The organism is Rugosimonospora acidiphila (assembly GCF_039543385.1).
In the GTDB taxonomy this organism is placed as follows: domain Bacteria; phylum Actinomycetota; class Actinomycetes; order Mycobacteriales; family Micromonosporaceae; genus Rugosimonospora; species Rugosimonospora acidiphila.
Window position 1 is genome coordinate 19,241 of record NZ_BAABJQ010000003.1, and the last position, 22,942, is coordinate 42,182.

18 protein-coding genes and 2 pseudogenes are annotated in these 22,942 nt (G+C 72.4%); 10 read left to right on the plus strand and 10 right to left on the minus strand.

What is annotated here, in order from left to right; genetic code table 11:
• Nucleotides 1-228: 228 nt before the first annotated feature.
• From ABEA87_RS05380 to ABEA87_RS05390, 3 genes and pseudogenes are all read left to right on the plus strand, one after another.
• Nucleotides 229-1,023: a hypothetical protein gene (locus ABEA87_RS05380; protein WP_345626612.1), complete on the plus strand. Its 795-nt coding sequence runs from the start codon at nt 229-231 to the stop codon at nt 1,021-1,023.
• A complete protein-coding gene (locus ABEA87_RS05385; protein ID WP_345626614.1) occupies nt 1,020-2,471 on the plus strand; it encodes a hypothetical protein in 1,452 nt (483 codons plus the stop codon). Before ABEA87_RS05380 ends, ABEA87_RS05385 begins: the two co-directional genes overlap by 4 nt.
• Before the next feature lie 61 nt (nt 2,472-2,532).
• Nucleotides 2,533-3,398: pseudogene (locus tag ABEA87_RS05390) on the plus strand (SAM-dependent methyltransferase).
• Between the two features lie 21 nt (nt 3,399-3,419).
• On the opposite strand, the gene ABEA87_RS05395 reads toward ABEA87_RS05390, so the two are convergent.
• Nucleotides 3,420-3,950, minus strand: a complete 531-nt coding sequence (locus tag ABEA87_RS05395) for a barstar family protein (RefSeq protein WP_345626616.1) — start codon at nt 3,948-3,950, stop codon at nt 3,420-3,422.
• On the opposite strand from ABEA87_RS05395, the gene ABEA87_RS05400 reads away from it, so the two are divergent.
• Complete coding sequence (locus tag ABEA87_RS05400) at nt 3,855-4,685, plus strand: class I SAM-dependent methyltransferase (protein WP_345626617.1); 831 nt, start codon at nt 3,855-3,857, stop codon at nt 4,683-4,685. The genes ABEA87_RS05395 and ABEA87_RS05400 overlap by 96 nt on opposite strands.
• Nucleotides 4,686-4,750: 65 nt before the next feature.
• Here the strand turns inward: ABEA87_RS05400 and ABEA87_RS05405 are convergent, their stop codons facing one another.
• The 5 genes from ABEA87_RS05405 to ABEA87_RS05425 form a co-directional block, all read right to left on the minus strand.
• Complete coding sequence (locus ABEA87_RS05405) at nt 4,751-5,092, minus strand: hypothetical protein (protein WP_345626618.1); 342 nt, start codon at nt 5,090-5,092, stop codon at nt 4,751-4,753.
• 162 nt (nt 5,093-5,254) lie between these two features.
• Nucleotides 5,255-6,016 carry a MerR family transcriptional regulator gene (locus ABEA87_RS05410; protein ID WP_345626620.1) on the minus strand — a complete coding sequence of 254 codons (762 nt, stop codon included), beginning with the start codon at nt 6,014-6,016 and terminating at the stop codon, nt 5,255-5,257.
• Nucleotides 6,017-6,221: 205 nt separating this feature from the next.
• Nucleotides 6,222-7,187, minus strand: a complete 966-nt coding sequence (locus ABEA87_RS05415; RefSeq protein ID WP_345626622.1) for a serine/threonine-protein kinase — start codon at nt 7,185-7,187, stop codon at nt 6,222-6,224.
• Nucleotides 7,188-7,243: 56 nt separating this feature from the next.
• The gene (locus ABEA87_RS05420; RefSeq protein WP_345626624.1) at nt 7,244-8,509 is read right to left on the minus strand and encodes an MFS transporter; all 1,266 of its coding nucleotides are present in this window, start codon (nt 8,507-8,509) and stop codon (nt 7,244-7,246) included.
• A 137-nt stretch (nt 8,510-8,646) separates the two neighbouring features.
• A complete protein-coding gene (locus ABEA87_RS05425; protein ID WP_345626626.1) occupies nt 8,647-10,485 on the minus strand; it encodes a CocE/NonD family hydrolase in 1,839 nt (612 codons plus the stop codon).
• A gap of 445 nt (nt 10,486-10,930) precedes the next feature.
• Between ABEA87_RS05425 and ABEA87_RS05430 the strand changes: the two genes are divergently transcribed.
• Complete coding sequence (locus tag ABEA87_RS05430) at nt 10,931-11,365, plus strand: PPOX class F420-dependent oxidoreductase (protein WP_345626628.1); 435 nt, start codon at nt 10,931-10,933, stop codon at nt 11,363-11,365.
• Between the two features lie 468 nt (nt 11,366-11,833).
• Nucleotides 11,834-13,855: a glycoside hydrolase family 44 protein gene (locus ABEA87_RS05435; RefSeq protein WP_345626630.1), complete on the plus strand. Its 2,022-nt coding sequence runs from the start codon at nt 11,834-11,836 to the stop codon at nt 13,853-13,855.
• A 224-nt stretch (nt 13,856-14,079) separates the two neighbouring features.
• Here the strand turns inward: ABEA87_RS05435 and ABEA87_RS05440 are convergent, their stop codons facing one another.
• Complete coding sequence (locus ABEA87_RS05440) at nt 14,080-15,306, minus strand: threonine synthase (protein ID WP_345626632.1); 1,227 nt, start codon at nt 15,304-15,306, stop codon at nt 14,080-14,082.
• Nucleotides 15,307-15,449: 143 nt separating this feature from the next.
• Nucleotides 15,450-17,474: a phosphocholine-specific phospholipase C gene (locus ABEA87_RS05445; protein WP_345626634.1), complete on the minus strand. Its 2,025-nt coding sequence runs from the start codon at nt 17,472-17,474 to the stop codon at nt 15,450-15,452.
• Between the two features lie 237 nt (nt 17,475-17,711).
• Here ABEA87_RS05445 and ABEA87_RS05450 point away from each other — a divergent pair.
• Together ABEA87_RS05450 and ABEA87_RS05455 are read left to right on the plus strand one after the other, a co-directional pair.
• A pseudogene (locus ABEA87_RS05450) lies at nt 17,712-18,086 on the plus strand (inorganic phosphate transporter); the annotation flags it as partial.
• 2 nt (nt 18,087-18,088) lie between these two features.
• Entirely contained in the window at nt 18,089-18,319 is a 231-nt protein-coding gene (locus ABEA87_RS05455; RefSeq protein ID WP_345626636.1) for a hypothetical protein, read from the plus strand.
• Nucleotides 18,320-18,364: 45 nt separating this feature from the next.
• On the opposite strand, the gene ABEA87_RS05460 is transcribed toward ABEA87_RS05455, so the two are convergent.
• Nucleotides 18,365-19,642, minus strand: coding sequence for a hypothetical protein (locus ABEA87_RS05460; protein ID WP_345626638.1), 1,278 nt, complete (start codon nt 19,640-19,642; stop codon nt 18,365-18,367).
• Between the two features lie 287 nt (nt 19,643-19,929).
• Nucleotides 19,930-20,511, minus strand: coding sequence for a sigma-70 family RNA polymerase sigma factor (locus tag ABEA87_RS05465; protein ID WP_345626639.1), 582 nt, complete (start codon nt 20,509-20,511; stop codon nt 19,930-19,932).
• Between the two features lie 210 nt (nt 20,512-20,721).
• On the opposite strand from ABEA87_RS05465, the gene ABEA87_RS05470 reads away from it, so the two are divergent.
• Entirely contained in the window at nt 20,722-21,474 is a 753-nt protein-coding gene (locus tag ABEA87_RS05470) for a zf-HC2 domain-containing protein (RefSeq protein ID WP_345626641.1), read from the plus strand.
• A gap of 133 nt (nt 21,475-21,607) precedes the next feature.
• Entirely contained in the window at nt 21,608-22,909 is a 1,302-nt protein-coding gene (locus ABEA87_RS05475; protein ID WP_345626643.1) for a class I SAM-dependent methyltransferase, read from the plus strand.
• Nucleotides 22,910-22,942 lie beyond the last annotated feature (33 nt).

The following is a 22,942-nucleotide window of genomic DNA, read 5'->3' on the forward strand; positions in this document are numbered from 1 at the left end:
CACCCCGGGTCGGGCCGGGTCTGCCGGGCCCCGCGCTGGTCGATCGGGAGACGCGCCGGCCGATCGGGGGAGCCTGGGACGGTCCCCGACCACGAAGCGGCGGTAACCCATCGGGGAACATAGCAGTCGAATGAGGACGAGGACGCCTCTTCGGGCGATATCAGGTCGATACCGGGCGGACATCGTCGACGATATTGGACCGAAACGGAGTCTTGTACGGTGGTCGGCGTGGCCGAGTCCATCATGGAGAGACTGGAGCACCGCATCGGGGAGCTGCACGTCGAGGTGCGGCGGGCGACCGTGGCCGGAGACCGGGTGACCACCAAGGCCCTGCGCGCCGAGCTGCACCGGACCGAGCACTCCTGGGAGGAGGCTCTCGCGCGGCTCGAGCCGCGAGGCCCGGCGGGCCAGGCCCCGCCCGGCGCACCGGGGTCGGCCGGGCCGCCGCTGCCGCTGCGGGAGCAGGTGTGTCAGGTGCTGACGCTGCTGTCGGTACCGGCGGCGCCAAGACTGATCATCGCCGTACACGAGGCGTTCTTCGTCGGCGAGATCGTGAGCACCCGGCTCAGCGGCCTGCGCCGCCACGAGGAGCGCGCCTTCGCCGCCGCGCCGTTTTCCCGGCCGTACTACGTCTGCAACCCGCTCACCGCCCTGCTGACTCCGGCCCGGGGACTGCTCGCGCTGTCCACCTGGCCGATGGAGCGACGGATCATCGGGGAGCTGAGTCCCCGCGCCGACCTGCTGACCGCGGCGATCCGGGTGGCCGAGCAGGCGGCCCGCTCGGACGGGGGCGGGCCGGCCGCGCGCCGGCTGCTGTGGCGCTTCGCGGCCAACATCCCGGGCATCGGCGAGGGCTTCGTCCAGCTCGCGCCGGAGATCGTGATCCGCGCCGCCCGCGAGGAGCTGGCGATCCACCGGGGTGTGGACCGGGCGCAGCGCGGGGCCGCCGCGCGCCGGGCCCGCGACCAACTGTCCGATGTGGAGCAACTGTTCGGCGCGGCCGCACCGGCCGGTGAGCGATGAGCGTCCTGACCTCACTGGCTCGCGCCGAGGCGGTACGTGCCGGCCGGGCGCAGCCCATCGCGACGGTCCGCCACGTCCATCTCCACGAGCGGCCGCTCGTGCTCATCCCGCTGGTCCTCGCCGGTGAGGCCAACGCGCCACTGGCCGCGATGGTCGGCGACCGTTGCGACGCGCCGCGCCTGCTGATCGTGCCCCAGCCCCGTAACCGCGACCAGCGCTTCGCGTTCGCCGAGTCCCTGGCGTCCGTCGTGGTGTCCTACGTGGACAGCTTTGTGACCCGGGTGGAGGCGGTGGCCGCCGACCGGGGCCGCGAGATCCGGGTCCGGTACGCGGACGCGCCGCAGATCCTGGTGCCCAACGCGGCCGGGGTCGGCTTCGTGCGACTGTTCGGCCGGTCCACCCGGTTCCGCCGCTCGTACGGTGAGGCCGCGGTGGCACCGGCCGTACCGCTGCTCGGTCGGTGGCTCACCTTCTTCGCCGAGCGCGCCGAGCATCCGGGCTCCTGCCTGCTGCTGACCGCGACCGGGGCGCTGGCGATGCACTGGGCCAGCGGACAGAGCCCGGTCGAGGACCAGAACCTCGCCGCCCTGCTCGGCTGGATAGCCCCGCCGTCCGGGATGACCGGGCCGCGGGCCGCGGCCGCCGCCGAGGACCCGCTGACCTGGCCGCCCGCGGGCCCCGCCACCGATCCCGGCTTCGACAACGAAATCCTCAGCCCGCTCATCGAGGCCGGCGACGTACCGGCGCTGGAGAAGGCGCTCGCCACCCAGTTGGAGCCCACCTGGGCGCTGATGTGGCGGGCCGTCGACCTGCTGCGCGACCTGCCGGTGGGCGACCGGGTGGCCGGCCGGTGGGACGCCGACAAGGACGCCTACACCGCCCAGGTGGAGCACCACAGCGCCGGCGGGCCGCCACAGCCGCGCCGGGACAGCGCGGTCGCCGCCGCGCAGCGCCTCAACCGACTGGAGCGGGCTGCGGCCAGCTATGCCGCGCAGCGCGCCTTCGACGACCCGCTCGTGTTCGCCGAGTACCGGCTGGCCGGCGAGGCGTTCGCCGGCGTCGTCACCGGGGCCGAGCCGGAACGTACCGAGGGTGCCGGCCGGTCCCGCAAGCTGCGCCCGCACATCACGGTCGCCACCGCCGACCCGGTGCGCCTGCCGGCCGGTGCGCAGGTCGTCGGGGTCGGCCGGCCCGGTCAGAAGGCGACCGTCGTGGCCGCGTCGGAGGGGACCGTGCTGCTCGAACTGTCGGGCGGCATGGGGCGCGGCAAGGTGCCGGCACCCGGCAGCGTGCCGGAGGTGGGGGAGCGGGTCCGCTATTCCTCCATTGTGGACGGATACCAGCCGACCGCCGTCTTCCCGGACCGGCAGGACACCCCCTGGACCCACGGCGGCCCGCCGGCACAGTACGAGCCCAGCGACTCCGACGCCCGCGAAGCCTGGTCGTGACCGCGTACCGCCTCCGCCCGGCGGCGCCGGCCCGATGGCCGGGCTATCATGAACGTCGATCATGCTCGGCGCCGGCGCGGCGCGCCCGCCGGTAAGCACGGTGGCGAGAACGGCCAGCCAAGGAGGCCAGGTGAGCGAGCAAGAGCAGGGCCCGTCCATCGACACCTCGGTCACCCACCCCGCTCGGCGCTACGACTACCTGCTGGGTGGCACCACCAACTTCCCCGCCGACCGCGAGTCCGGTGAGCGGCTGATCGCCACGTTCCCCACCATGCGCGTCGCCGTCCAGGAAAACCGCGCTTCATGCGCCGAACGGTGACTCACCTGGCCCGCCACGCCGGCATCCGCCAGTACCTGGACATCGGCACCGGCATCCCGACCAGCCCCAACGCGCACGAGGTCGCGCAGGGCATCGCGCCGGACTCCCGCGTCGTGTATGTCGACAACGACCCGATCGTGCTCGCCCACGCCCGCGCGCTGCTGTCCAGCACCCCCGAGGGCGCCACCGCCTACCTCGACGCGGACCTCCGGCAGCCCGCGAAGATCCTGGGCCACCCCGACCTTCGCGCCACCCTGGACCTGTCCCAGCCGGTCGCCCTCATGGTCGTCGCCGTGCTGCACTTCATTCCCGACGCCGACGACCCGCACGGCCTGCCGGCGCCGCTGATCCGCGCCCTGGCGCCGGGCAGCTACGTGGTGCTGTCCCACGTCACCCACGACTTCATGTCGGTCGACACCGGCGCCCGGATCCGCGCCGAGGACGTGCACTTCCGCACCAGGGCGGAGTTCGCCACCTTTTTCGCCGGGCTCGAACTGCTGGAGCCCGGCGTGGTATCGGTCTCGCAGTGGCGGGCCGAGGACGAGCCGCAGCCCCGGCCGACCATCGAGGACGTCGCCTGGTACGGCGGCGTCGCCCGGGTGCCCTGACCGCACCGCGCGGGTGCCCGATTACGGGCGGTCGAAGTCGTCGCTGTCGCCGACGACGAAGACGTCCAACTCGATGAGCCGGTCCCCAGCCTCACCGAGCGGTCGCGGCGAACCGCTCGTCGACATCAGCAGCGCCCAGCCCACCTCGATGGCGGTCGCTGGAGCGAGCCGTGCGGCGGCGTCGACGTGGTCCCACACGACCGCTATCAACGCGCCGGAATGGGCCCCGACGAAGTCGCCGAAGGAGTCGTTCAACGCGTCCCAGTTCTTGCCGTAGCGATCCGGGAACCCGAACGTCCGGGCGAGTTGAGCACGGGCGGCGGACCGCGAGGTCATCTCCCGGCCGTCAAGGTTGAACCGCAGATAGGAGAACCGGTCCAGGGCCGGTTCGCCGATCGAGGGTCGGGAACCTCCGGTCTCGGCGGCGCGGAGATGGGCCGTGTGAGGATGATCAGCATGACCGAGAATCCCAACATCGACAGCGTCCGCGCGCGAAGCTTCGGCCAGGCTGCCGCCAACTACGACAGGTACCGCCCCCGGTATCCGGATCAACTGGTCGACGACGTGGTCGCGATGGTCCCGGGTCCGCGGCTGGTCGAGGTCGGCGCCGGCACCGGGATCGCCACCGCCGCGTTCGCCGCCCGTGGCATGGCGATGACCTGTGTCGAACCGGACCCGGAGATGGCGGAGGTGCTGTCGGCCAAGCTCACCGGCGACGCGCGGCCGCGGGTGGAGATCGCCACGTTCGAGGGCTGGTCGGCGGCCCGACCGGCCGGTGCGCCCGGCTTCGACGGTCTGATCAGCGGGCAGGCATGGCACTGGACCGATCCGAAGTCGCGCTGGGCCGACGCTGGTGCCGCGGTCCGCGGCGGCGGCGTGATCGCGCTGTTCTGGAACGAGGACCGCTACGCCGATCCGCGGGTCCCGGCCGCTTTCACCGCCGCGTACGACCGCCTCGGCATCGAGATCCGTTCGGTTCACGAGGAGCCCGCACTCCCGTCCGCCCCGGACAATCTCGTCGACCAGGAACATCCGGACGGGTGGCCCGAGCTGCACGCCGAAGCGGGCGACTACTTCTCGGACCTGCGAACGCGCCGGTACCACTGGACGCGCGCGATGTCGGTGGCCGATCTCGTGGCGCGCGTCAACACCACGTCGGCGCACCTGATCCTGCCGCCCGAGGTCCGCGACGACCTGACGGCCGAAGTGACCGCGACGCTGACCGGCTACAGCGACGAGATCGAGTTGGTCATGACCACCGAGCTCGCTACCGGGGTCCGCCGCTGACTCGGGGGGCGACGGGTTTGTCTGGCGCGGTTGCGCCCATATCCTTAATGCCTAGACATCGAGGGTTATGACGGGGAGGGGTCGGCCGCGGTGCGGGATCGGCTTCGGTACGCGGTGAGGCACGCCGGGCCACGCCCGAGGGCGGTGCGACGGGCGTCCGCATCGCGCTGATTCCTGGCGGTGACGACGTCGTGGCGCAGCCCCGAGACGGTGGACAGGCCGACCAGCAGGGTGGTGCCGAGCGCGATCAGCACGACCGCCGCCACGACCGCCACAATGGTGAACGCGCGGCGACCGGGCGGCCGCGGCGGACCCGGGGGCACGGGCTGGTACGGGGGCGCGCTGATGGCGGGGCCGAACGGGGGGCCCTGGTACATCGGTGGGTCGGGTGACGACTGTGGATGCATGCGCCTGCCCTCCGTTAGCCGCGGCGGTACCGGCAAGTGTCGGGCATCGGTTTGCACTCCGGTCTTGCCAGAACCTTGACACCACTGGTCGGCGGGACCGGCGGCCGTGCCGCCGCCTTAGTGCGCCGGGGGTCTGCAGCCCCCCGGCGGGTGAGCTGTCGGTCAGCTCAGCCGGGCTTCGGCGTAGGCGGCCATCGCGTCGCGCTGGTACTCGGCCAGCCCGGCAGCGACCTTGTCGTAGGCCGTACGGAACTGCGGGTCATCAACGTAGGTCTGGCCCAACCCCTTGTACGCGGCCGCGTTCGGGGTCCAGAACCGGCAGATGCCCCGGTAGTGAGCGTCCACCTCAGTGAGCACCGCGGGGTCGAGGACGGGCGTACCAGTCGCCATGAACTCCGCCATGCGAATCATCTGCGCCGTCGTCTCGCGCTGCATCCGCTCCTGGTCCTGAGCGGTAAGCCCCTCGCTGACCTGCCGAGACTGCTCGTACTCCTGCGGCCACCGCTCGCGTGCCTCGGCTTCGTAACGCGAGGAGTCGAATCCCTCGAACAGGTTCTCCGGCCTGTTGATCTCTACCACGTCGCCCTCGTCCTTTCCCTTCTCCAGTTCGGCGATGGTGCGGCTGACCGTGCGTGCCAGCGTGGCCAGCCGCTCCTGCTCCACCAGCAGGCGCCGGTGGTGCTCCCGGAGCACGGACACCTGGTCCGCCTGGCTGTCCAGGACCGCTGCGATCTCGCGCAGTCCCAGGTCCAGCTCCCGCATCAGCAGGATCTGCTGCAGGCGCAGCAGATGGGTCTCCTCGTAGTAGCGGTGCCCGTTGCTCCCGATCCACGCGGGCGGAAGCAGGCCGATCTCGTCGTAATGCCGCAGCGTCCGGGACGTCACCCCGGACAACCGCGCTACGTCCGCGATTGACCAGGCCATTGCCATGCCTCCCATCGCCTGGCCGGCTGCTCCGGCCACACCCCCGACCGTAGGAGTTGACGCAGCGGAAAGCGCAAGCCCGAACGTGCCCACAGCGCATCACACGCCGGTACCCACGGTGAGCGCAACCACCGGAAGCCCCGCCCAGCACGGGCGTCGAGCGCGCACGGCCAGCCCATGTCACACCGCCCACTGCCGGGCCCGCTCAGTTGAGTTCGCCCTCGAAGCCGCTGTAGACCTCGGTGGCCTCGGCGAATCCGAAGCCCAGGTGCCCGGCGAGCGCCAGCGCCTCGTCGATCTTGAGCAGGTTGTCGGCGGCGATCCCGGCCCAGCCCTCGCGACCCGGCGGTTCCAGCAGCGCGTCACGCCGCGCCGACAGCTCCGCCCGCACCCGCGCCACGTCGCCCGGCGCGACGAGGCCACCCACCATGTAGTTCTCGGTGATGGTGGGCTCGCTGAACCAGCCGATCCCGGGAAACAGCTCGCGCAGCGGCGCGAACAGCGCCTCCGGCGCGGCGAAGCCGGTCGCCGGTACGCCGGCCGCCGCGCACAGCGAGGTGGGCCAGGTGTACCCGCGTGACATCCATCCCGGTGTCAGCGCGGCGGCCAGCTCCAGCACGCTGAGCGGCACCTCACGGGCCAGCAGCACGGCCGCCTCGAACTCCTCGTCGCCGTCGGGATCCCGCACCGTCGCGACGCCGCCGGCCAGCGCCGCGGCGCTGGCCCGCAGCACCCGCATCCGCCGGCTCAGCGACCGGGCCAGCTCCGCGTCGTCCGGCAGGGTGCCATCGGGGTCGGGCCGGACCGTGCCGGCCAGCCCCGGGTCGATCCGGGCGACCATCTCGCGGGCGAGTTCGTCGACGTCGTCGGGCGGCGTGGCAAGGTAGCGCAGCACGTCCGCCACGACCTGGCCGGGCTCGTCGGCGACGATGAAAAACGGCCGTCCCCAGACGATCAGGTCCGGGTCGGGTCCGTCGATGCCGCGCTTCTCGAACGCCTCCAACGCGCCCAGTGCCCAGGATTTCGCCCGGAACCGGACGCGGCGCAGGAGTACCGCCCGAGCGATCAGGTCGTCCAGGTCACCGTCGCCGCCGTGGCCGGCGATGTACGGCAGCAGGCGGGTGGCCACCAGGTTCACGTCGACCGGGTGGAAGCTGGTGTCGTAGCCCATGGTCGGCGACCGTACCAAATCGCGTGGTCCGGGTTCCCGGCCTGACTTGTCGCCCGTCATCCGCGCGGACCGCGCGGCGACGGTTCAGCGTGAGCCCCATGTCCGCATTCTGTTTCGCGCGGGGTGACGGATGCCCGGCGTCGAGTCCCCAGCTCGGCCAGGGCGCTGGTGGCAACCATCAGCAGGGTCAACCCCACGCCGGCGAGGACGGCGACCGATGGCGCGGCCGCGGTCTGCACGGCGCCCACCAACGCGGCGCTGCTCGCGTAGCCGACCCCGGTCGCCGCGTACATGACGGAGTACGCCGCCGCGTGCGCGCTGGACGGCAGTGCCTCGCGCAGCGACAGGGCGCGGGTCACCTGCACGCCGGATGCCAGCAGCCCGGCGACGAGCAGCGCACCCGCGATCCGGGGCAACGAGCCCGTGGTGGCCATGAGCGTGACGCACCCGGCGACGGCCGTTAGGAGAATCAGGCTCTGCGCGCGCGGCGACCCGGGCCAGCTGTGGCGCAGGCCGTACAGGGCGGCACCGGCCGCGGACGCGATGGAGAATCCGGCCAGCAGCGGACCCGCCCAGCCGACGCCGATAGACCGTTGCCGCAGCAGCGCCGGCAGGACGAGTTCGGCCAGCGCCAGCAGGGACATCGCGGCGGCCCCGGTGAGGTAGCTGGGCCACGCCCGGAGGAGCGTTCGGGTCAGGTGGGCGCCCCGCCGATCGTCCGCCCGCGCCGCCCAGCCGCGCGGCAACGCCCGCAGCCCCCCGGCGGCCGCGGCCATGAGGGCGGCGGCGAGCAGCAGCGGCAGGGACGGGGCGAGGTTCAGCGCGAGCACCCCGACGAGCGCGGGCGCGACGGCCCACACCGCGTAGGTGAGCACGGATTCGGCGCTCAGCGCGGTAACGACGAGGACCTCCGGCAGTTGCGAGGTCAGCAGGGTGCGCAGCGCTCCGGGCGCCGCCGCCGGTGCGGCGCCGGCGAGGACCGCCAGGATGGCCAACAGCGGCGGGTGTGCGTGGGGGAGCAGCCCGAGCGCCGCGAACGCGCCGGCCCCGACGGCCAACCCGGCCGCCAACTGGTTACGGGCCCGGTGTGGCTGTAGCCACGGCCCGAGCACCGCCGCCCCCACCACCTCGCCGATGACGTAAGCCGAGCCGAGGCCGGCGCCCACCGCGTACCCGCCGGGGCGCTCGCGCACCAGGAATACGAGTGCGAGCGGTGCCATCGCGACCGGCAGTCGCGCGCCGACGACGACGAGGGCCCAGGCCAGCACGGGGCGGGTGGCGAGTTGGCCATAGCCCATGGCGACATCCCCGACCTTGTTCATCCGGCCGGCACGCTCGGCGCCCAGCCGGCCGCCGCGCGGGTCTGATCATCCGGATCAGACCCGCGCGGCTCACGCGCTCACCCGGTCGGCCGCGAGCTCACGCCGGCGAGCGGCGAGGGTGGCCGACCCCCGGGTCGTCAGTGCCGGGCGTGAAGGGTGAGCGGGAAGGTGCCCTTGCCGACGCCGGTGAGCGTCTGGGTGTCCTGCGACAGGTAGGTGTCGAGGAACGGCGACCGGTCGCCCTGGGCCGGCACGTCGAACCGCGGGTCCTGCAGCGCCAGGCTCAGCCGCGCTCCACTGACCCGGATCGTGTTGCCGCTCGGGGTGTCGCGCCAGCTGCGGCCGCCGATCGTCCCGATCTGTACGCCGAGCTGGTGGCCCTTTTCGAAGGTCCAGTCGGTGGACTTCAGCTCGAACGAGACCCGACCCGCGTGTTCGATCAGCGCCACGTTCTCATCGAACATCACCCCCGTACCGTCCGGAGCGACGTCCCACAGTCGCACCGAGACGTTGCCGGGCGCGCTGGCGTTCAGCGTGACCTGGGGCGTGGCGGTGATGCGCAGCCGGGAGGTGGTCGGCGTGGACCAGCTGAAGTAGCTGTGCGTGTCCCCCGCCGCCGGCGCGGCGGCGAAGCTCTTCGCGGCGAGCGGGGCGGTGTCCGTCGCGGTGTCCGTGGCGTGCTCCATGTCCCACTGCTGGCCGACGGTCGTGGGGGTCGCGGCCGGCGCGGCCAGCGTCGAGGCCTGGCCGTCATCGACGTACTGCCCGTTCGGCAGGCCGGCCACGGTGGACGCCGACGGAGTGGGCCAGGTCGACTGTGCGCGCCACACGCCGGTGCTGTCCTCGATGTGGAACGCGGCGTCGTGGACGTGCGGCTTGATGCCCTTGAGGTATTGGTCGTAGAAGCGCATGACCTCGTCGAAGAAGCCGGCGCGGCCCTGCAGCAGCTGCCCCTGGGCGTTGGTCTCGTTGCCGCGGACGTGCTCCCACTGTCCCATCCAGCCCTGCTCCACGCCGTGGTGGTTGCTCAGGTACTCCTGGGCGTCTTCCGGCTTGGTGTTGTTCTCGATGAAGCCCTGCGTGATGAACATCGGCGTGCTCGTGCCCTTTGCCTTCGCCGCGAGGTTCCGGGCGCTCCAGTACGCCGAGTCGAGGTCGGGGTTGTTGTTGTTCTTGAGGTTGTCGGACAGGCACTCGGGGTGGGCCTGTTCGTAGGCCGCGTTCGCCTTGTAGCGGTCGCTGTCGTCGGCCAGCGGCGCCATGGTGGCGATGCCGTTGTAGGAGTTCGGCGTGCCGGTCACGTTGGGCCGGGGGACGCCGTTGCTGAACAGGTAGTTGTACATGTTCCACACCGGCTCCTGAGCGACCACGGCCTTCAGCGCACCGAGGCGCAGGTCGTTGCCGACCAGGCCGGTCACGGCATCGTACGACTTGCCGTACATGCCCACCTTGCCGGTGGACCATGGCTGCTTCGCCGCCCACTGGATCGCGGCCTTCACGTCCGCCTGCTCACCGGGCCCCACCCAGTCGAGGCAGCCGGTGCTCCCGCCGAAGCCACGCAGGTCGACCATGACGTAGGTGTAGCCGCGGGCGAACAGGTTGGTGCCGCTGGTGAAGTCCTCGAACCGGTTGGACGGGCCGGTCTCGGTCCACCCCTCCGGCCCGGTCTGACCGGAGTGGCTGAAATAGGGGCCGACGGCGAGAATCACCGGCGTCTTGGCGCGGGACGGCAGGTTCGCCGGCCGCAGCACGTCGGCGTGCAGTTCGACGCCGCTGTGATCGGAGGACGGGAAGTATGCCTCCGTCCACACCGCGCCCTCCGGGACACGGGAGTTCTCCTCGTGAGTGATCCCCTGCTGGGCCGTCGCCGGTGCCGGCGCCGGTGCCGCGGCGTTCGCCGTGCCACTTACCGCGAGAGTCGCCATCGTGATCAGCACGCCGGCGGCGGCTGCCGTTGTACACCTGCGTAGGTTCATCCGTTCTCCCGAGCTATAGGAGTGTCCCCGCCAGCGCTGACGCTAGTGGCCGACGTTCCGTTTGGCTTCGGTGCAGGGATGGATTTGAGGATTTCGACAGGTTGAGGGGATTGACGCGCGTCATATCCGCCGACCCCGGAGGCGACCGGTGGGTCATCGCACGCCTGGGCGGCCGAGCCGCCATTTTCGTGACGATGTGGCCGATTAGTTGATTTTGGGGGCCGTCGGGCAGATCCGAGTGAGCGGGTGGCGAGCCGTCCGCCGACGTGACTCCTTCTCGCTCCCGTGGGGGCCCGCCCGCGTGGCTAGGGCATCGCCTGGCAGCCTGGCCCGAGAATGATCGCGACCAACCAGCACCGTCACGGCTAATCTCGGCTGGAACGGCCGGCCACCGTTCGGCCGCCGCCGGCCGCGCCGCGAACCATGACCCGAACAGGAGAATCACATGTCGTTGCCCCCGCTGCCCGACGATGCCGTCGCCATGCTGCGCCAGCCCAACCCCGCTGTCATCGCCACCCTCCGCGCCAACGGCGAGCCGGTGACCACCGCGACCTGGTACCTGTGGGAGGACGACGGCCGGGTGCTGATCAACATGGACGAAGGGCGCGTGCGACTCGGGCACCTGCGGCGCGATCCGCGAGTCTCGCTCACCGTGCTACCGGAGGGCGACTGGTATACGCACGTCACCCTGATCGGCCGGGTGACGGACATCGCTGCGGACTCGGATCTCTCCGGCATCGACCGACTCTCCCGGCAGTACACGGGAGCGCCGTACCCCACCCGCGACCGGCCGCGGGTCAATGCCTGGATCGAGATTCAGCGCTGGCATGGCTGGGGCAGCTTCAAGGACAGCAACCAGGCGGTGCCGCCCGCGGAGTGACGGCGCATCGGGCCCGGGCCGGTCGGGTGATTGCTACTGCGGCGACCCTTGTCGGATGTCGTCGCCTCGACCATTGCTATTGACATGTCTGGATGGCTTGGTTAGCGTCCGATCCAGTCTCTTGGGAGCATTCTCGCCGCGACATCCGCCGGCCGGCAGCCGGCGGGCACACGATGAGCGGTGGATCACCGGGCCACGCAGCCGGTAGGGCAGCACGAATAAAGGGCATCGCCGCGGGCAGGGCCCGCAGTGTGGCGACGCGCAGCGCCCGCCAGGTGTCGACGCGTGGACAGGCCACGGTTGCGGACACGGCCCGCGATGCGACGGTTGCGGGCACGGCCCGCGATGCGACGGTTGCGGGCACGGCCCGCGATGACCGGGTCGGGGCTGGTCGCCCCGGTCCCGACCCGGGCACCCGCCGCGCGGCCCGCCCTTCCCGCACCGCGCTCGAGCGGAAGGAGCACCCCCATGCGCCGTACCTCCGTCATCCTCGCCGGGTTACCGCTGGTCGCCGCCACCGCGCTGGTGGCCACGCCGGTCGCGGCGGCCCCGGTCAGCGGCCCGGCGCTCGCGGTCGACGTGACCGCGGGCCGGCACGCCATCTCCCGCGACATCTACGGAATGAACTTCGCCGACGAGGACCTGGCGGCGCAGTTGCGCCTGCCGGTGCGCCGGTGGGGCGGCAACGCCACCACGCGGTACAACTACGCGCTCGACGAGACCAATCGTGGCTCGGACTGGTTTTTCGAGAATGTGCCGGGTAGCGCCGATCCGGCCGGGCTGCCCGACGGCTCGGAGACCGACGCGTTCGTCGACCAGGACGTCCGGACCGGTACCGACAGCATTCTCACCGTGCCGCTGATCGGCTGGGTACCGAAGGCCCGCGACTACTCGTGTGGGTTCAGCGTGGCCAAGTACGGGCCGCAGCAGCAGACCGACCAGTGGCGGCCGGACTGCGGCAACGGTGTCAGGCCGGACGGCACCCCGATCACCGGCAACGACCCGACGGACACCAGCGCCCCGGCCGGCGCCGCCTATGTGACCGACTGGCTCAACCATTTGACCACCAAGTACGGCACGGCCGCGAACGGGGGAGTCAAGTTCTACAACCTCGACAACGAGCCCGACATCTGGTTCCAGACGCATCGCGACGTGCACCCGAACGGCGCCACCTACGATGAGATGCGCGACTCGACGTACCGCATCGCCTCGGCCGTGAAGGCGGCCGACCCGGGCGCGCAGACCCTGGGCCCGGTGGGCTGGGGCTGGAACTCCCTCACCCTGTCGGGGTCCGACCAGCAGACCTGCGGCATCGAGGGCGGCTCGTGCTGGAGCAACCCGCCGGACCGGGCGGCGCACGGCGGCGTGGACTTCGGCGCCTGGTACCTGCAGCAGCTGAAGGCGTACGAGCAGGCGCACGGGGTACGGATCCTCGACTACTACGACAACCACTGGTACCCGCAGGAGACCGGGGTCGCGTTCGGCAACGGTGACGACCCGGCCACCAACGCACTGCGGCTGCGCTCCACCCGCAACCTGTGGGATCCGTCCTATGTGGACGAAAGCTGGATCGGCACGGCGACCGCGCTCATTCCGCGCATGAAGCAGCTGGTGGCGGCCAACTACTCGGGCACGAAGACGGCCATCACCGAATACAACTGGGGCGCCCTGGACACCATGAACGGCGCGCTGGCCCAGGCCGACGTGCTGGGCATCTTCGGCCGGGAGGGTCTGGACCTGGCCACCCTGTGGTCCCCACCGACCGCCGATCAGCCGGGCGCGTACGCGTTCCGGATGTACCTCGACTACGACGGCGCGGGTGGCACGTTCGGCGACACCAGCGTCCAGGCGACCAGCGGCGACCAGGGTCAGCTGGCGGTGTACGCGGCCGACCGCAGCGCCGACGGCGACACCACCCTGATGATCATCAACAAGACCGGCACCGACCTGACCAGCCAGGTGTCCATCAGGGGTCGGGCGCTGACCCCGTTCGCGAAGGTCTACCGGTACGGCCCGGACGACCTCACCTCGATCACACACGAGCCGAACCAGAACCTGATCGCGGCGCCGGTCGCCTACGGGCAGCCGCCGCTGTACCTGTACACCGGAACCTTCCCGGCCAACTCGATCACCGAGGTGGTGGTGGGTCCGGGCGGCACCGGCGGCGGTCCCGGGGGTGGGAACGGCGGCGGGTGCGCGGCGAGTTACCGGGTGACCGGCCAGTGGCCCGGCGGCTTCCAGGGCGAGGTGAGCGTGCGCAACACCGGCGGCACGCCGTTCACCGGCTGGGCCGCGACCTGGACGTTCGCCAACGGCCAGAAGGTCACCCAGCTGTGGAACGGCACCTGGAGCCAGCGTGGCGGCACGGTGAGCGTGACCAGCACGGCCTGGAACGGGTCGATCCCGCCGGGCGGCAGCCAATCGATCGGGTTTCTCGGCGCCGGCCCCGCCAACCCGGCGCCGGCGGTGAGCTGTACCGGCCACGGGTGACCCCGGTCGCCGGCCCGTGCCGCCGGGTGAGCGGGCGCGGGCCGGCGGCGCCGAGGTGGCAGCGGTCGTGCCGGCCGGTCCCGGTGGAACCGGGGCCGGCCGGCACCGCTCAGCTGGTCACATGGACCGACGGTCAGCCGGTGACAATGGTCATACAATCAGCCGGCCGGCGGTCAGGCTGTGGTCAGGCCAGGCTGTGGTCAGGCCGTCACGCCGTCACGCCGTCAGGCGCTCGGCGCCGGCGGGAGGTGACCGTCGGCCGGCAGCGTCGGCACGTCGACGGTCACGGTCTGCGGGTATTTCAGGCCCGAGCCGGTGTTGAGCACCAGCACCCGGTCGCGCTCGGCCAGCCAGCCGGACTCCCGCAGCTGCCGCACGGCCGCCAGGCAGGCGGCGCCCTCCGGGCAGATGAACGTGCCCTCCTGAGCCGCCAGCGTGTGCTGCTCGGCCAGCAGCGCTGGGTCGCTGACCGCGACCGCCGTGCCGCCGGTCGCCCGGACCGCGTCGAGGACCAGGAAGTCGCCCAGCGCCTTGGGCACCGTGATGCCGAACGCGACGGTGCCGGCGTTCTCGATCGGCGGGCTGCTCGTGGCCCCCGACTTGAAGGCGCGCACGATCGGGTCGCACCCCTCGGCCTGCACCGCGACGAGCCGGGGGAACTGGTCCGGGATCCAGCCGAGGGCGCGCATCTCCTGCAGCGCCTTGTAGATGCCGATCAGGCCGACCCCGCCGCCGGCCGGGTAGCAGATGACGTCGGGCATCCGCCAGCCCAGCTGCTCGGCGATCTCGTACCCCATGGTCTTCTTGCCCTCCAGCCGGTACGGCTCCTTGAGGGTGGAGACCTCCTGGTAGCCGCCGCGCGCGGCGACCGCCTCACCGATCAGCCGGCCGGCGTCCCCGATGAGGCCGTCGACCAGGTACAGCTCCGCGCCGGCCACGACACACTCGGCCCGGGTGATCGACGGAGCGTCGGTCGGCATGGCGATGAGGCTGGCCAGGCCGGCCCGGGCGGCGTACGCGGCCCAGGCGGCACCGGCGTTGCCGTTGGTGGGCATGGCGACCCCGCGTACTCCCAGCTCAGCGGCCCGGGAAACGCCGACGGCCGCGCCGCGGGCCTTGAAGGTGCCGGTGGGGATGACTCCCTCGTCCTTCATCAGCAGCCCGGGCACCCCGATCTTCGCGCCGTAGGTCGCCAGGGGGATCAGCGGAGTCATCCCCTCACCCATGGTGACCACGTTCGCCTCGTCGCGTACCGGCAGCACCTCGTGGTAGCGCCACAGGGTGGGCGGTCGCGAGGCGATCTCGGCCGGGCTGACCGTGGCGGCCACCCGGTCCAGGTCGTACCGGGCCAGCAGGGGAGCGCCCTGCTCGCTCACCCCCTGAACGATGTCCGCGTCATAGCGCGTACCAGTGCGCGAGCACTCCAGATGGCTCAAGAACGAGTAGCTCACGTGCCCTCCCAGGACCGGCTTCCACGGCGACGGAAGGGCGGTCGTAAGGCGGCGACCCCCGAGCCGTCACGGCAAGTCTGCCTGGCGTCCAAATGCGGCCGCCAGGCGGCCCCGGGCCGGTCGGGGTGGCCTCCAGGCGGAGGTCAGGAGCGTTCGACGCGTCCGGCGAACCGGTAGGCTATGGGCGCGGCGCCGGTTGTGGTGATCGTCACGTCATACCAGCCGTCCTGGGTCGGCCAGGTCACCCGCGTGAAGCCCTCGCGACCCACCTGGTGCACCTCGGTCAGGCGCAGGAAGTCGTTGCTGGCGAGCGTGAAGCGCACCGCGAGGGAGCCGGCGTTACGCAGCGTCAGGATCAGCTGCCCGCCGTGCTCCGGGTCGACCTGGACGCTCACCCCGGGTATCTGGCCCTCGTGGCGACCTTCTGGGACGACCGTACCGGCGAATGCCCGGATGAACCCGTTCGGCCCGTACACAGTGAACGCGTACCGGCCACCGGAGGTCTCGGCCCGGTACTGGCCCTCCCGGCCGGGGCCCACCAGCACCGGGGTGGCCGCGAACGGCGGCGCGGCGTCGGGGTACACCGCGAACGACATGGCCGCTCTGCCGGCGTTGGTCAGCGTCGCGCTCACCGCGCCGGTGGCCCGGTCGATGAGGACGTTCGCGTTCGGCTGGTACGGCAGGTCCCGCCGCGGCCGGCCGCCGGGCTCCTGGGCCGGTGCCGGCTGGGCTCCCGGGCCCGGCGCCGGTACCGGAGGCAGGCTCGCCTGGGCGTCGGCCCGCGCCACCAGTGCCCCGATGTCCGGCAGGGTCGGCACTCGCGGGTTGAAGTCGCCGAAGTCGAAGCAGCTGGTCAGGTCGCCGCAGACCGAGCGGCGCCAGGCCGAGATGTTCGGCTCCCGGACCCCGGTGACCAACTCCAGAAACCGGATCACCGAGGTGTGGTCGAAGACCTGCGAGTTGACCCAGCCGCCATGGCTCCACGGCGACACCACCGTCATCGGTACCCGCGGGCCCAGCCCGATGGGCTGACCGTCCACGAACTCCCCGGCGGTGCCGGACGGCGGCACCGGCGGCGGCACGTGGTCGAAGAACCCGTCGTTCTCGTCGAAGTCGACGAGCACCACCGTGGAGGACCACAGCCCCGGGCTGTCCCACAGCGCCCGCAGCACCCGGTCGGTGTACGCCGCGCCGTCGACCGGCCGCGCCTGCGGGTGCTCGCTGTACCGGTACGGCGCGACGATCCAGGACACCGTGGGCAGCGTGCCGGCGGCACAGTCGCCGATGAACCGGGCCAGCACGTGGTCGACGGAGTGGCCCTGCCCGGCGTCCGGCTGCCACGGGGTCACGCTGCCCCGCTCGGCGAGCCGGCGCACCGCCGGATCGGTGGAGCCCTGCGCGTCGTGGTACGCCTGGAACAGCCACAGCGGGTTGTCGCCGTAGTCGCCCAGCCAGTCGCCCTCACCGATCTCGGTATTCGCGTACACCTGCCAGCTCACCCCGGCCCGCTCCAGCCGCTCCGGGTAGGTGGTCCAGCGGTAGACCGGCAGGTAGTCGTCGGGGTTGGAGATGGCCGGACCGCCGGCGGTGCCGGCCGGGTCGTTCGTGCCGGTCCACAGGAACAGCCGGTTCGGGGTGGTCGGTCCCTGGATCGAGCAGAAGTAGTGGTCGCAGATCGTGAACGCGTCCGCGAGCGAGTACTGCCAGGGCACGTCGGCCCGGGTGAAGTACCCCATCGCCTCCTCGCCCTTGGCGTTGACCCAGCGGTTCCACGCGCCACCGTTGGCCGCCGCGTGGGTGCCGTCCCAGCTGTGGTCGAGGTCGCCGGCCTCCTGGGCGTCGTACCGGGTGGTGTCCATCCGGAACGGCCGCAGCACCCGGTCCCCGGCGCGGTTGGCGTCCGGCTGCTCGAAGACGTTCGTACCGTCGGGGTAGCGCAGCTGCTGGCGGTCGGCGAAGCCGCGGACCCCGGACAGCGAGCCGTAGTAGTGGTCGAAGGAGCGGTTCTCCTGCATCAGGATCACCACGTGCTTGACGTCCTCGATGGTGCCGGTGCGGCCGTGCGCGGGCGCGCCGGACGCCGCCTCGGGCAGAACCTGGCCGGTGGCCAGGGCGCCGGCCACCGCCGCTCCGGTGCCGATGACTGTGCGGCGGGACACCCCAGTCATGTGCGCGCTCCAGTGGTCGTGGGCGATCCAACGGTCGTGAGCGATCCAGGTACCAGGCGCAGTAGATCGAGCACACGCGTCGGGCGGGTGAACGGCGGTTGCCGAGAAGCTTGTTCGCGCACGTCGATCTGCCGTCCACCGTCCCGCGCGGGCGTTAACCGCATCGCCATGTGTACATAGCCCGATGTTTGTGGGCGCCGGCTTAGCCTGTCGGCACGAATCGAGAGGAGGACTTCCATGTCTCTGCTCGTCGTGCTCGTCATCGTCACCGCTCTCGCATTCGACTTCACCAACGGCTTCCACGACACCGCCAACGCGATGGCGACCTCCATCGCGACCGGTGCCCTGAAGCCGCGGGTGGCCGTCGGGGTGTCCGCGGTGCTCAATATCGTCGGCGCGTTCCTGTCCGTACAGGTCGCCAAGACGATCTCTGGTGGCATTGTCGACGACGCGAAAATCACACCGGCCATCGTGTTCGGTGGCCTGATCGGCGCGATTCTCTGGAACCTGCTGACCTGGCTGGCCGGCCTGCCGTCCAGTTCGTCGCACGCGCTGTTCGGCGGGCTGATCGGGGCGACCTGGATCGCCGCCGGCCGGGGAGCGGAGGAGTGGCGATGACCATCGCGTGGCACTCGTTGGGCCTGGTGCTCGCCGTCGGGCTGCTGGCCGGCGCGGGTACCGTCCTCGTCTTCACCGGCGGGGTCCTGGGCCTGGCCATGGCCGAGGGTTCACGGGAGCGCGGCGGCAACGGTCTGGCCGGCCGCGGCCTGGCCGGGGTCTGCTTCCTGCTGTGCGCTCTCGGCGTGGCCTACGGGATCTACCTGATAGTTCCGCAGTTCCACTGACGTGACGGGCGGGGGCGGCGGGCCAAGGCCCGCCGCCCCCGCCCGTCAGCGGTACTCGGCGAGGCGCGGCCTGACTCCCAGCAGAACCAGCAGCATGGCCACGCCCATCAGGACAGCGGGGATCACCGTCCAACCGGCCAGCGCGTGCCGGGCGTCGGCCACCGTGGCGTCGAAGCCCGCCTTACGGCTGGCCGTGATCTGGCTGACCGCCGTGTCGTAGTAGAAGAAGTCGAAGTTGGCGTCGCCACGGGAGATGCCGGTCAACCGGTTCACGGCCGTGGCGAGTTGGCCGTCGCCGCTCAGCGCGACGATCTGGTCGTGGTCGCGCTGGTAGGCATTCCACCGGTCCAGCACGCCGGGACCGGTGCTGCCCGGTGCCCTGCCGAAGGCACCCAGCCCCGCCGACAGGTCGTCGCCGCCGCTGCCGCACGTGCCCCCGTTGACCAGACACTTCGACTTCGCCGCCAGGTCCTGCTGCACGTATTCCGGGTTGCCGGAGATGAGGTACCGGCTGGTGTCCCCGGCCGCGTCGTAGCTGACCGCCTGCGCCGCGGTCAGCGACAGGTACGGGGCGAAGCTGTCGCGCTGCGCGGCGTCCAGCCGATTGGTCTCGCCGGTGAACACCACGCCGGCCGCGACGACCAGTCCGATGGTGGCCAGCGTCGCCGCGAGCAGCGCCGGGTTGATCAGGCGGCGGAACCGCCGGGCCAGCCGGACCTGCAGCCCCAGCAGCAGGATCACGCCCAGCACGCCGAACAGCACGGCCAGGGCCAGCGACCATCGGGCGGTCGAGCGCTGCCCGGAGTAGGCATCGTTGAGCGTGGTCTCACTCGCCGAACGCAGCGACTTGGCCGACGGCAGCAGGTCGGCGTGCAGCAGCGTGGTGGCCCGGGAGTAATACCCGAGGGTGTCCGCCGGTGGGCGGCCGGGCACCTGGTCGGCCGCCCCTTCCTGAACGGCGAGCGCCTCCCAGGCCAGCTGCCGGTACAGCGCCAGTTGGCTGGTGAGCGTCCGTAGCTGGGTGCGGGTCGACGCGGTGGTGGCGGTGTTCAGCGCCTGGGAAAGGTCCGCGTCGACCTGGTTGCTGCGCTGCCGGTAGGTCAGCAGCGCGTCGAGCCGGCTGTCGGACAGCGACTCCGAGTCGCCAATCATGATGAGGCGGGCGACCTGGGCGTCCAGGTCGCTGAGCGCGAGGTAGAGGTCGGAGGCGGTGGCGGCCTGCGGTGCGGCGTACGCACCGACGACATCGACCTGGTCGCGGGTGCGCATCATGCCGACGGTGGTGACCGTGAGCAGCGCCGCCGAGACGAGGATGAGAACCAACGCCGTGAGTCGGATCCGAACGGGTGTTGCCAATCGGTTGGCCGCGCGGCCGTCAGTGGCTGCCGGGCGCGCCGTCGTCGCGAGCACGCCCACACCCTAAGCAGACGGGTCAACCTGAGCGGCGGCGCGGTCCGCGTGTCGTCGGAGACCGCGCGGGGCGCCCGATTGGCGCGCCGGACCGTGCGGCGCGTGTGGATGCGGCGAGGGAATTCGGCGGGCGGGTGGCGGTGAGCGAGCGGGTGGCGGTGAGCGAGCGGGTTTCGGTGCGCGGCGGGTGGCGGCGAGCGTCAGGTGCCGGTGCGTCCGCGCCCGGCGTGGCGGCCCTCATTCAGCGCCTCCACCAGGTCCTCGCGGGCGCGTGCCACCCGGGATCGGATGGTGCCGATCGGGCAGTCGCACACCTCGGCCGCGTCGGCGTAACTGAGGCCGAGCACCTGGGTGGCGACGAAGGCCTCGCGCCGCTCCCGATCGAGGCCGGTCAGCAGGTGCTGCAGCACCACGGCGTCCTCGAACCCACCGGACAACCGAATCGCCGCGGCCTCGGCGGCGACCTCCTGCCCCTCGAGCGGGGTGGTCCGCGGACTGCGGGTGGCGGCGCGGACATGGTCGGCGGCGACCCGGCGGGCGATGGACAGCAGCCAGGTGCGCGCCGACGAACGGGCGGCGAAGCCGCGAAGACCCGACATGGCCCGCAGGTAGGTCTCCTGCGCCAGGTCCTCCACGTCGCGCAGGTCCGCGAGGTGCCCGAGGAACCGGTGCACGTGCCGCTGGGTCAGCTCGACGAAGACCGTGGCGGCGGCCCGGTCGCCGTCCCGGGCGGCCAGGGCCGCACTCGTGATCTTCTCGTCGTCGTAACCGGACCCGGCCATGGCGCAACGGTAGCGTGCCTACCTAGTGCCCCCGTTCGCGGGCCTGGTGACACCGGTGCGAGTCGACGAGCGGCCGGAGCCCGCGTGCGCGGGTTGAGCCGGCGTGCGGGTTGAGCCGGCGTGCGGGTTGAGCCGGCGTGCGGAGTTGAGCCGGCGACACTTTCGGCGGCGGCCGGGAACCAACGGCCGGCGGCCGGCGACCTGTGCAGTATGGAATGCGGTAGGTGGCGGGAGGCGCTCTCGGCGCGGCTGGACGGCGAGGAGGACCCCGACCAGGCCGCGCTGGTGGACGCCCACCTGGCCGAGTGCGCGGACTGCCGGCGGTGGCTCGACGATGCGGCGACGGTGACCCGGCTGGCCCGACTGGGGCCGGTGCCACCCGTACCGGGCGTGCCGGACAGCGTGCTGGACGCGGCGCCGAGGCGTCGGCGGATCGGGTGGGCCGCGGTGCTGCGGATGGCGCTCGGTGCGATCGGCGCGGGGCAGATACTGCTCGGGGTGGCGCAGATCGCCGGGTCGACGATGGCCGGGGCGATGCCGGCCAGCGAGATGGAGGGCGCCAGCGTCGACCACCTGGTACACGAGTCGGCGGCATGGAACCTGGCGGTGGGCGCCGGGTTCCTGTTCATCGCGTGGCGGCGCAGCCGCCCATCCGGGGTCGTGCCCACCCTGACCGCGTTCGTCGGCGTGCTGACCCTGATGAGCCTGGGCGATCTGATCGACGGCACGGTGGCGCCGAGCCGGTTGGCTAGTCACGCGCTGCTACTAATCGGTTACGCGATAGTCGTGGTGCTGTGCCGGCCGTCGATGAGCCAGGATCCCCCGGCGGGTACCGGCAGGCGGAGCGGCGCGGTGCGGTGGAGGCTGGACCCGCCCGGCGACAACGTCATCGAGCTGCGCCCGGGTGCCGTGCCGCCGCCACATGGGGCGCGGGCTCACCTGCATGACCGCGGCGCGGCCTGACCGTCGGGGCACCGCACCAATGGGGCACCGCACCAATGGGGCACAGCACCGTCGGGGCACAGCACCAACGGAGCACAGCACCAGCGGGGCGTCGCGTTGTCCGGCCCGCGCCGGCGGCGCAATGATGAGAGCCATGATTCCCCGGCCGACCGCCTGGTCCGCGTGGCCCACGCTCGACGCGCCCGAACGCCGAGCCCGGGCCGCGCGGGTGATCGACCTGCTCGCCGACCTGGTGGTCGCGGCGCCGCCGGCGGCCGGCCCGCGGGCGGATGGCGCCGTGCCGGATCGCTCGGCCTCGGCCCATGCGGCCTGGGCGGGGGAGCGCTCCGTCTCGGCGGGGGAGCGCGCCGTCCTGGTGGAGGCCGGCGGCGCGGTGGCGGATCCGGCCGGCGGACCGGCCGGGGAGTTCGCCGATCGGCTTGCCGGAGCGATCCGGGCACGTGGACGGGCCTGCGTCAGGGTGCGGGACGACTCCTTGACGCGGGACGACTCCTTGGCCGACCCGGGGCCCGACGGCGGGTGGGCCGCCGACTCCGCTCCGGTCGTCGGCGGGTCGGTCGCCGACTCTGCCCCGGTCGTGCTGGCCGATGGGTCCGGCCTGCGGCACCGGCCGCCCGCCGGCGGCTGGGACGTGGTCGTCTACCTGCGTACCGGGCGGTCGTCCGGACTCGGCGCCGGCCACGGTGACGGCGTGGACGGCGACGGCGAGCGCGGCGCGGACGTCGTGGTCGATTACCACGACCCGACCTGGCCGGTGATCCGGCGGGTCTCACCGCGGCTCGATCCGGACGGCGAGCGCGTCTACCTGAGCGAGACCCAGGCGTTCTTCGCGGTGCGGGCCGCGACCTGGAACGCCAAGTTCGGCGACGACCTGCCCGCCTACGCGGCGGCCGTGGCCGAGGCCGGCATCCGGCCCGGTGCCACGGTGATCGATGTCGGCTGCGGCACCGGACGTGCCCTGCCGGTCCTGGCCCAGGCGATCGGTCTTTCGCAGGCGCGGCCGGAGCCGGGTCGTGGGGTGAGTGGCAGGGTCATCGGCCTGGACCTCACGCCGCAGATGCTCGCGGCGGCCCGCGCCGAGCAGGGCCTGTCAGGGGTCGACCTGGTGCTCGGGGACGCCCGGCACCTGCCGCTGGCCGACGGGCGGGCGGACGCCGTCTTCGCCGCCGGGCTCGTCCAGCACCTGCCCGATCCGGCGGCGGGGCTGGCGGAGCTGGCCCGGGTCACCCGGCCCGGCGGCGCGCTGGTCATCTTCCACCCGACCGGGCGGGTGGCGCTGGCCGCCCGGCACGGCCGCACGCTGCGCCCGGACGAGCCGCTGCACGAGCCGCGCCTGCGCGCCCTGCTGGCGGCCTCGGGCTGGCGGCTGACCCGGTACGACGACCCGGCCCACCGCTTTTTCGCCCTGGCCACCCGCTCGGGCGCCACCGGCTGACGGCCGCTACCCGCCCGTCACCTCGGCCTGACG

Excerpts from the sequence above, each read along its gene's own strand:
- ABEA87_RS05475 (WP_345626643.1), top strand. The coding sequence starts at position 21,608 with ATGATTCCCCGGCCGACCGCCTGGTCCGCGTGGCCCACGCTCGACGCG.
- ABEA87_RS05470 (WP_345626641.1), top strand. The coding sequence starts at position 20,722 with ATGGAATGCGGTAGGTGGCGGGAGGCGCTCTCGGCGCGGCTGGACGGC.
- ABEA87_RS05400 (WP_345626617.1), top strand. The coding sequence starts at position 3,855 with ATGACCGAGAATCCCAACATCGACAGCGTCCGCGCGCGAAGCTTCGGC.
- ABEA87_RS05455 (WP_345626636.1), top strand. The coding sequence starts at position 18,089 with ATGACCATCGCGTGGCACTCGTTGGGCCTGGTGCTCGCCGTCGGGCTG.
- ABEA87_RS05445 (WP_345626634.1), bottom strand. The coding sequence starts at position 17,474 with ATGACTGGGGTGTCCCGCCGCACAGTCATCGGCACCGGAGCGGCGGTG.
- ABEA87_RS05435 (WP_345626630.1), top strand. The coding sequence starts at position 11,834 with ATGCGCCGTACCTCCGTCATCCTCGCCGGGTTACCGCTGGTCGCCGCC.
- ABEA87_RS05385 (WP_345626614.1), top strand. The coding sequence starts at position 1,020 with ATGAGCGTCCTGACCTCACTGGCTCGCGCCGAGGCGGTACGTGCCGGC.
- ABEA87_RS05430 (WP_345626628.1), top strand. The coding sequence starts at position 10,931 with ATGTCGTTGCCCCCGCTGCCCGACGATGCCGTCGCCATGCTGCGCCAG.
- ABEA87_RS05420 (WP_345626624.1), bottom strand. The coding sequence starts at position 8,509 with ATGAACAAGGTCGGGGATGTCGCCATGGGCTATGGCCAACTCGCCACC.
- ABEA87_RS05410 (WP_345626620.1), bottom strand. The coding sequence starts at position 6,016 with ATGGCCTGGTCAATCGCGGACGTAGCGCGGTTGTCCGGGGTGACGTCC.
- ABEA87_RS05465 (WP_345626639.1), bottom strand. The coding sequence starts at position 20,511 with ATGGCCGGGTCCGGTTACGACGACGAGAAGATCACGAGTGCGGCCCTG.
- ABEA87_RS05425 (WP_345626626.1), bottom strand. The coding sequence starts at position 10,485 with ATGAACCTACGCAGGTGTACAACGGCAGCCGCCGCCGGCGTGCTGATC.
- ABEA87_RS05415 (WP_345626622.1), bottom strand. The coding sequence starts at position 7,187 with ATGGGCTACGACACCAGCTTCCACCCGGTCGACGTGAACCTGGTGGCC.
- ABEA87_RS05405 (WP_345626618.1), bottom strand. The coding sequence starts at position 5,092 with ATGCATCCACAGTCGTCACCCGACCCACCGATGTACCAGGGCCCCCCG.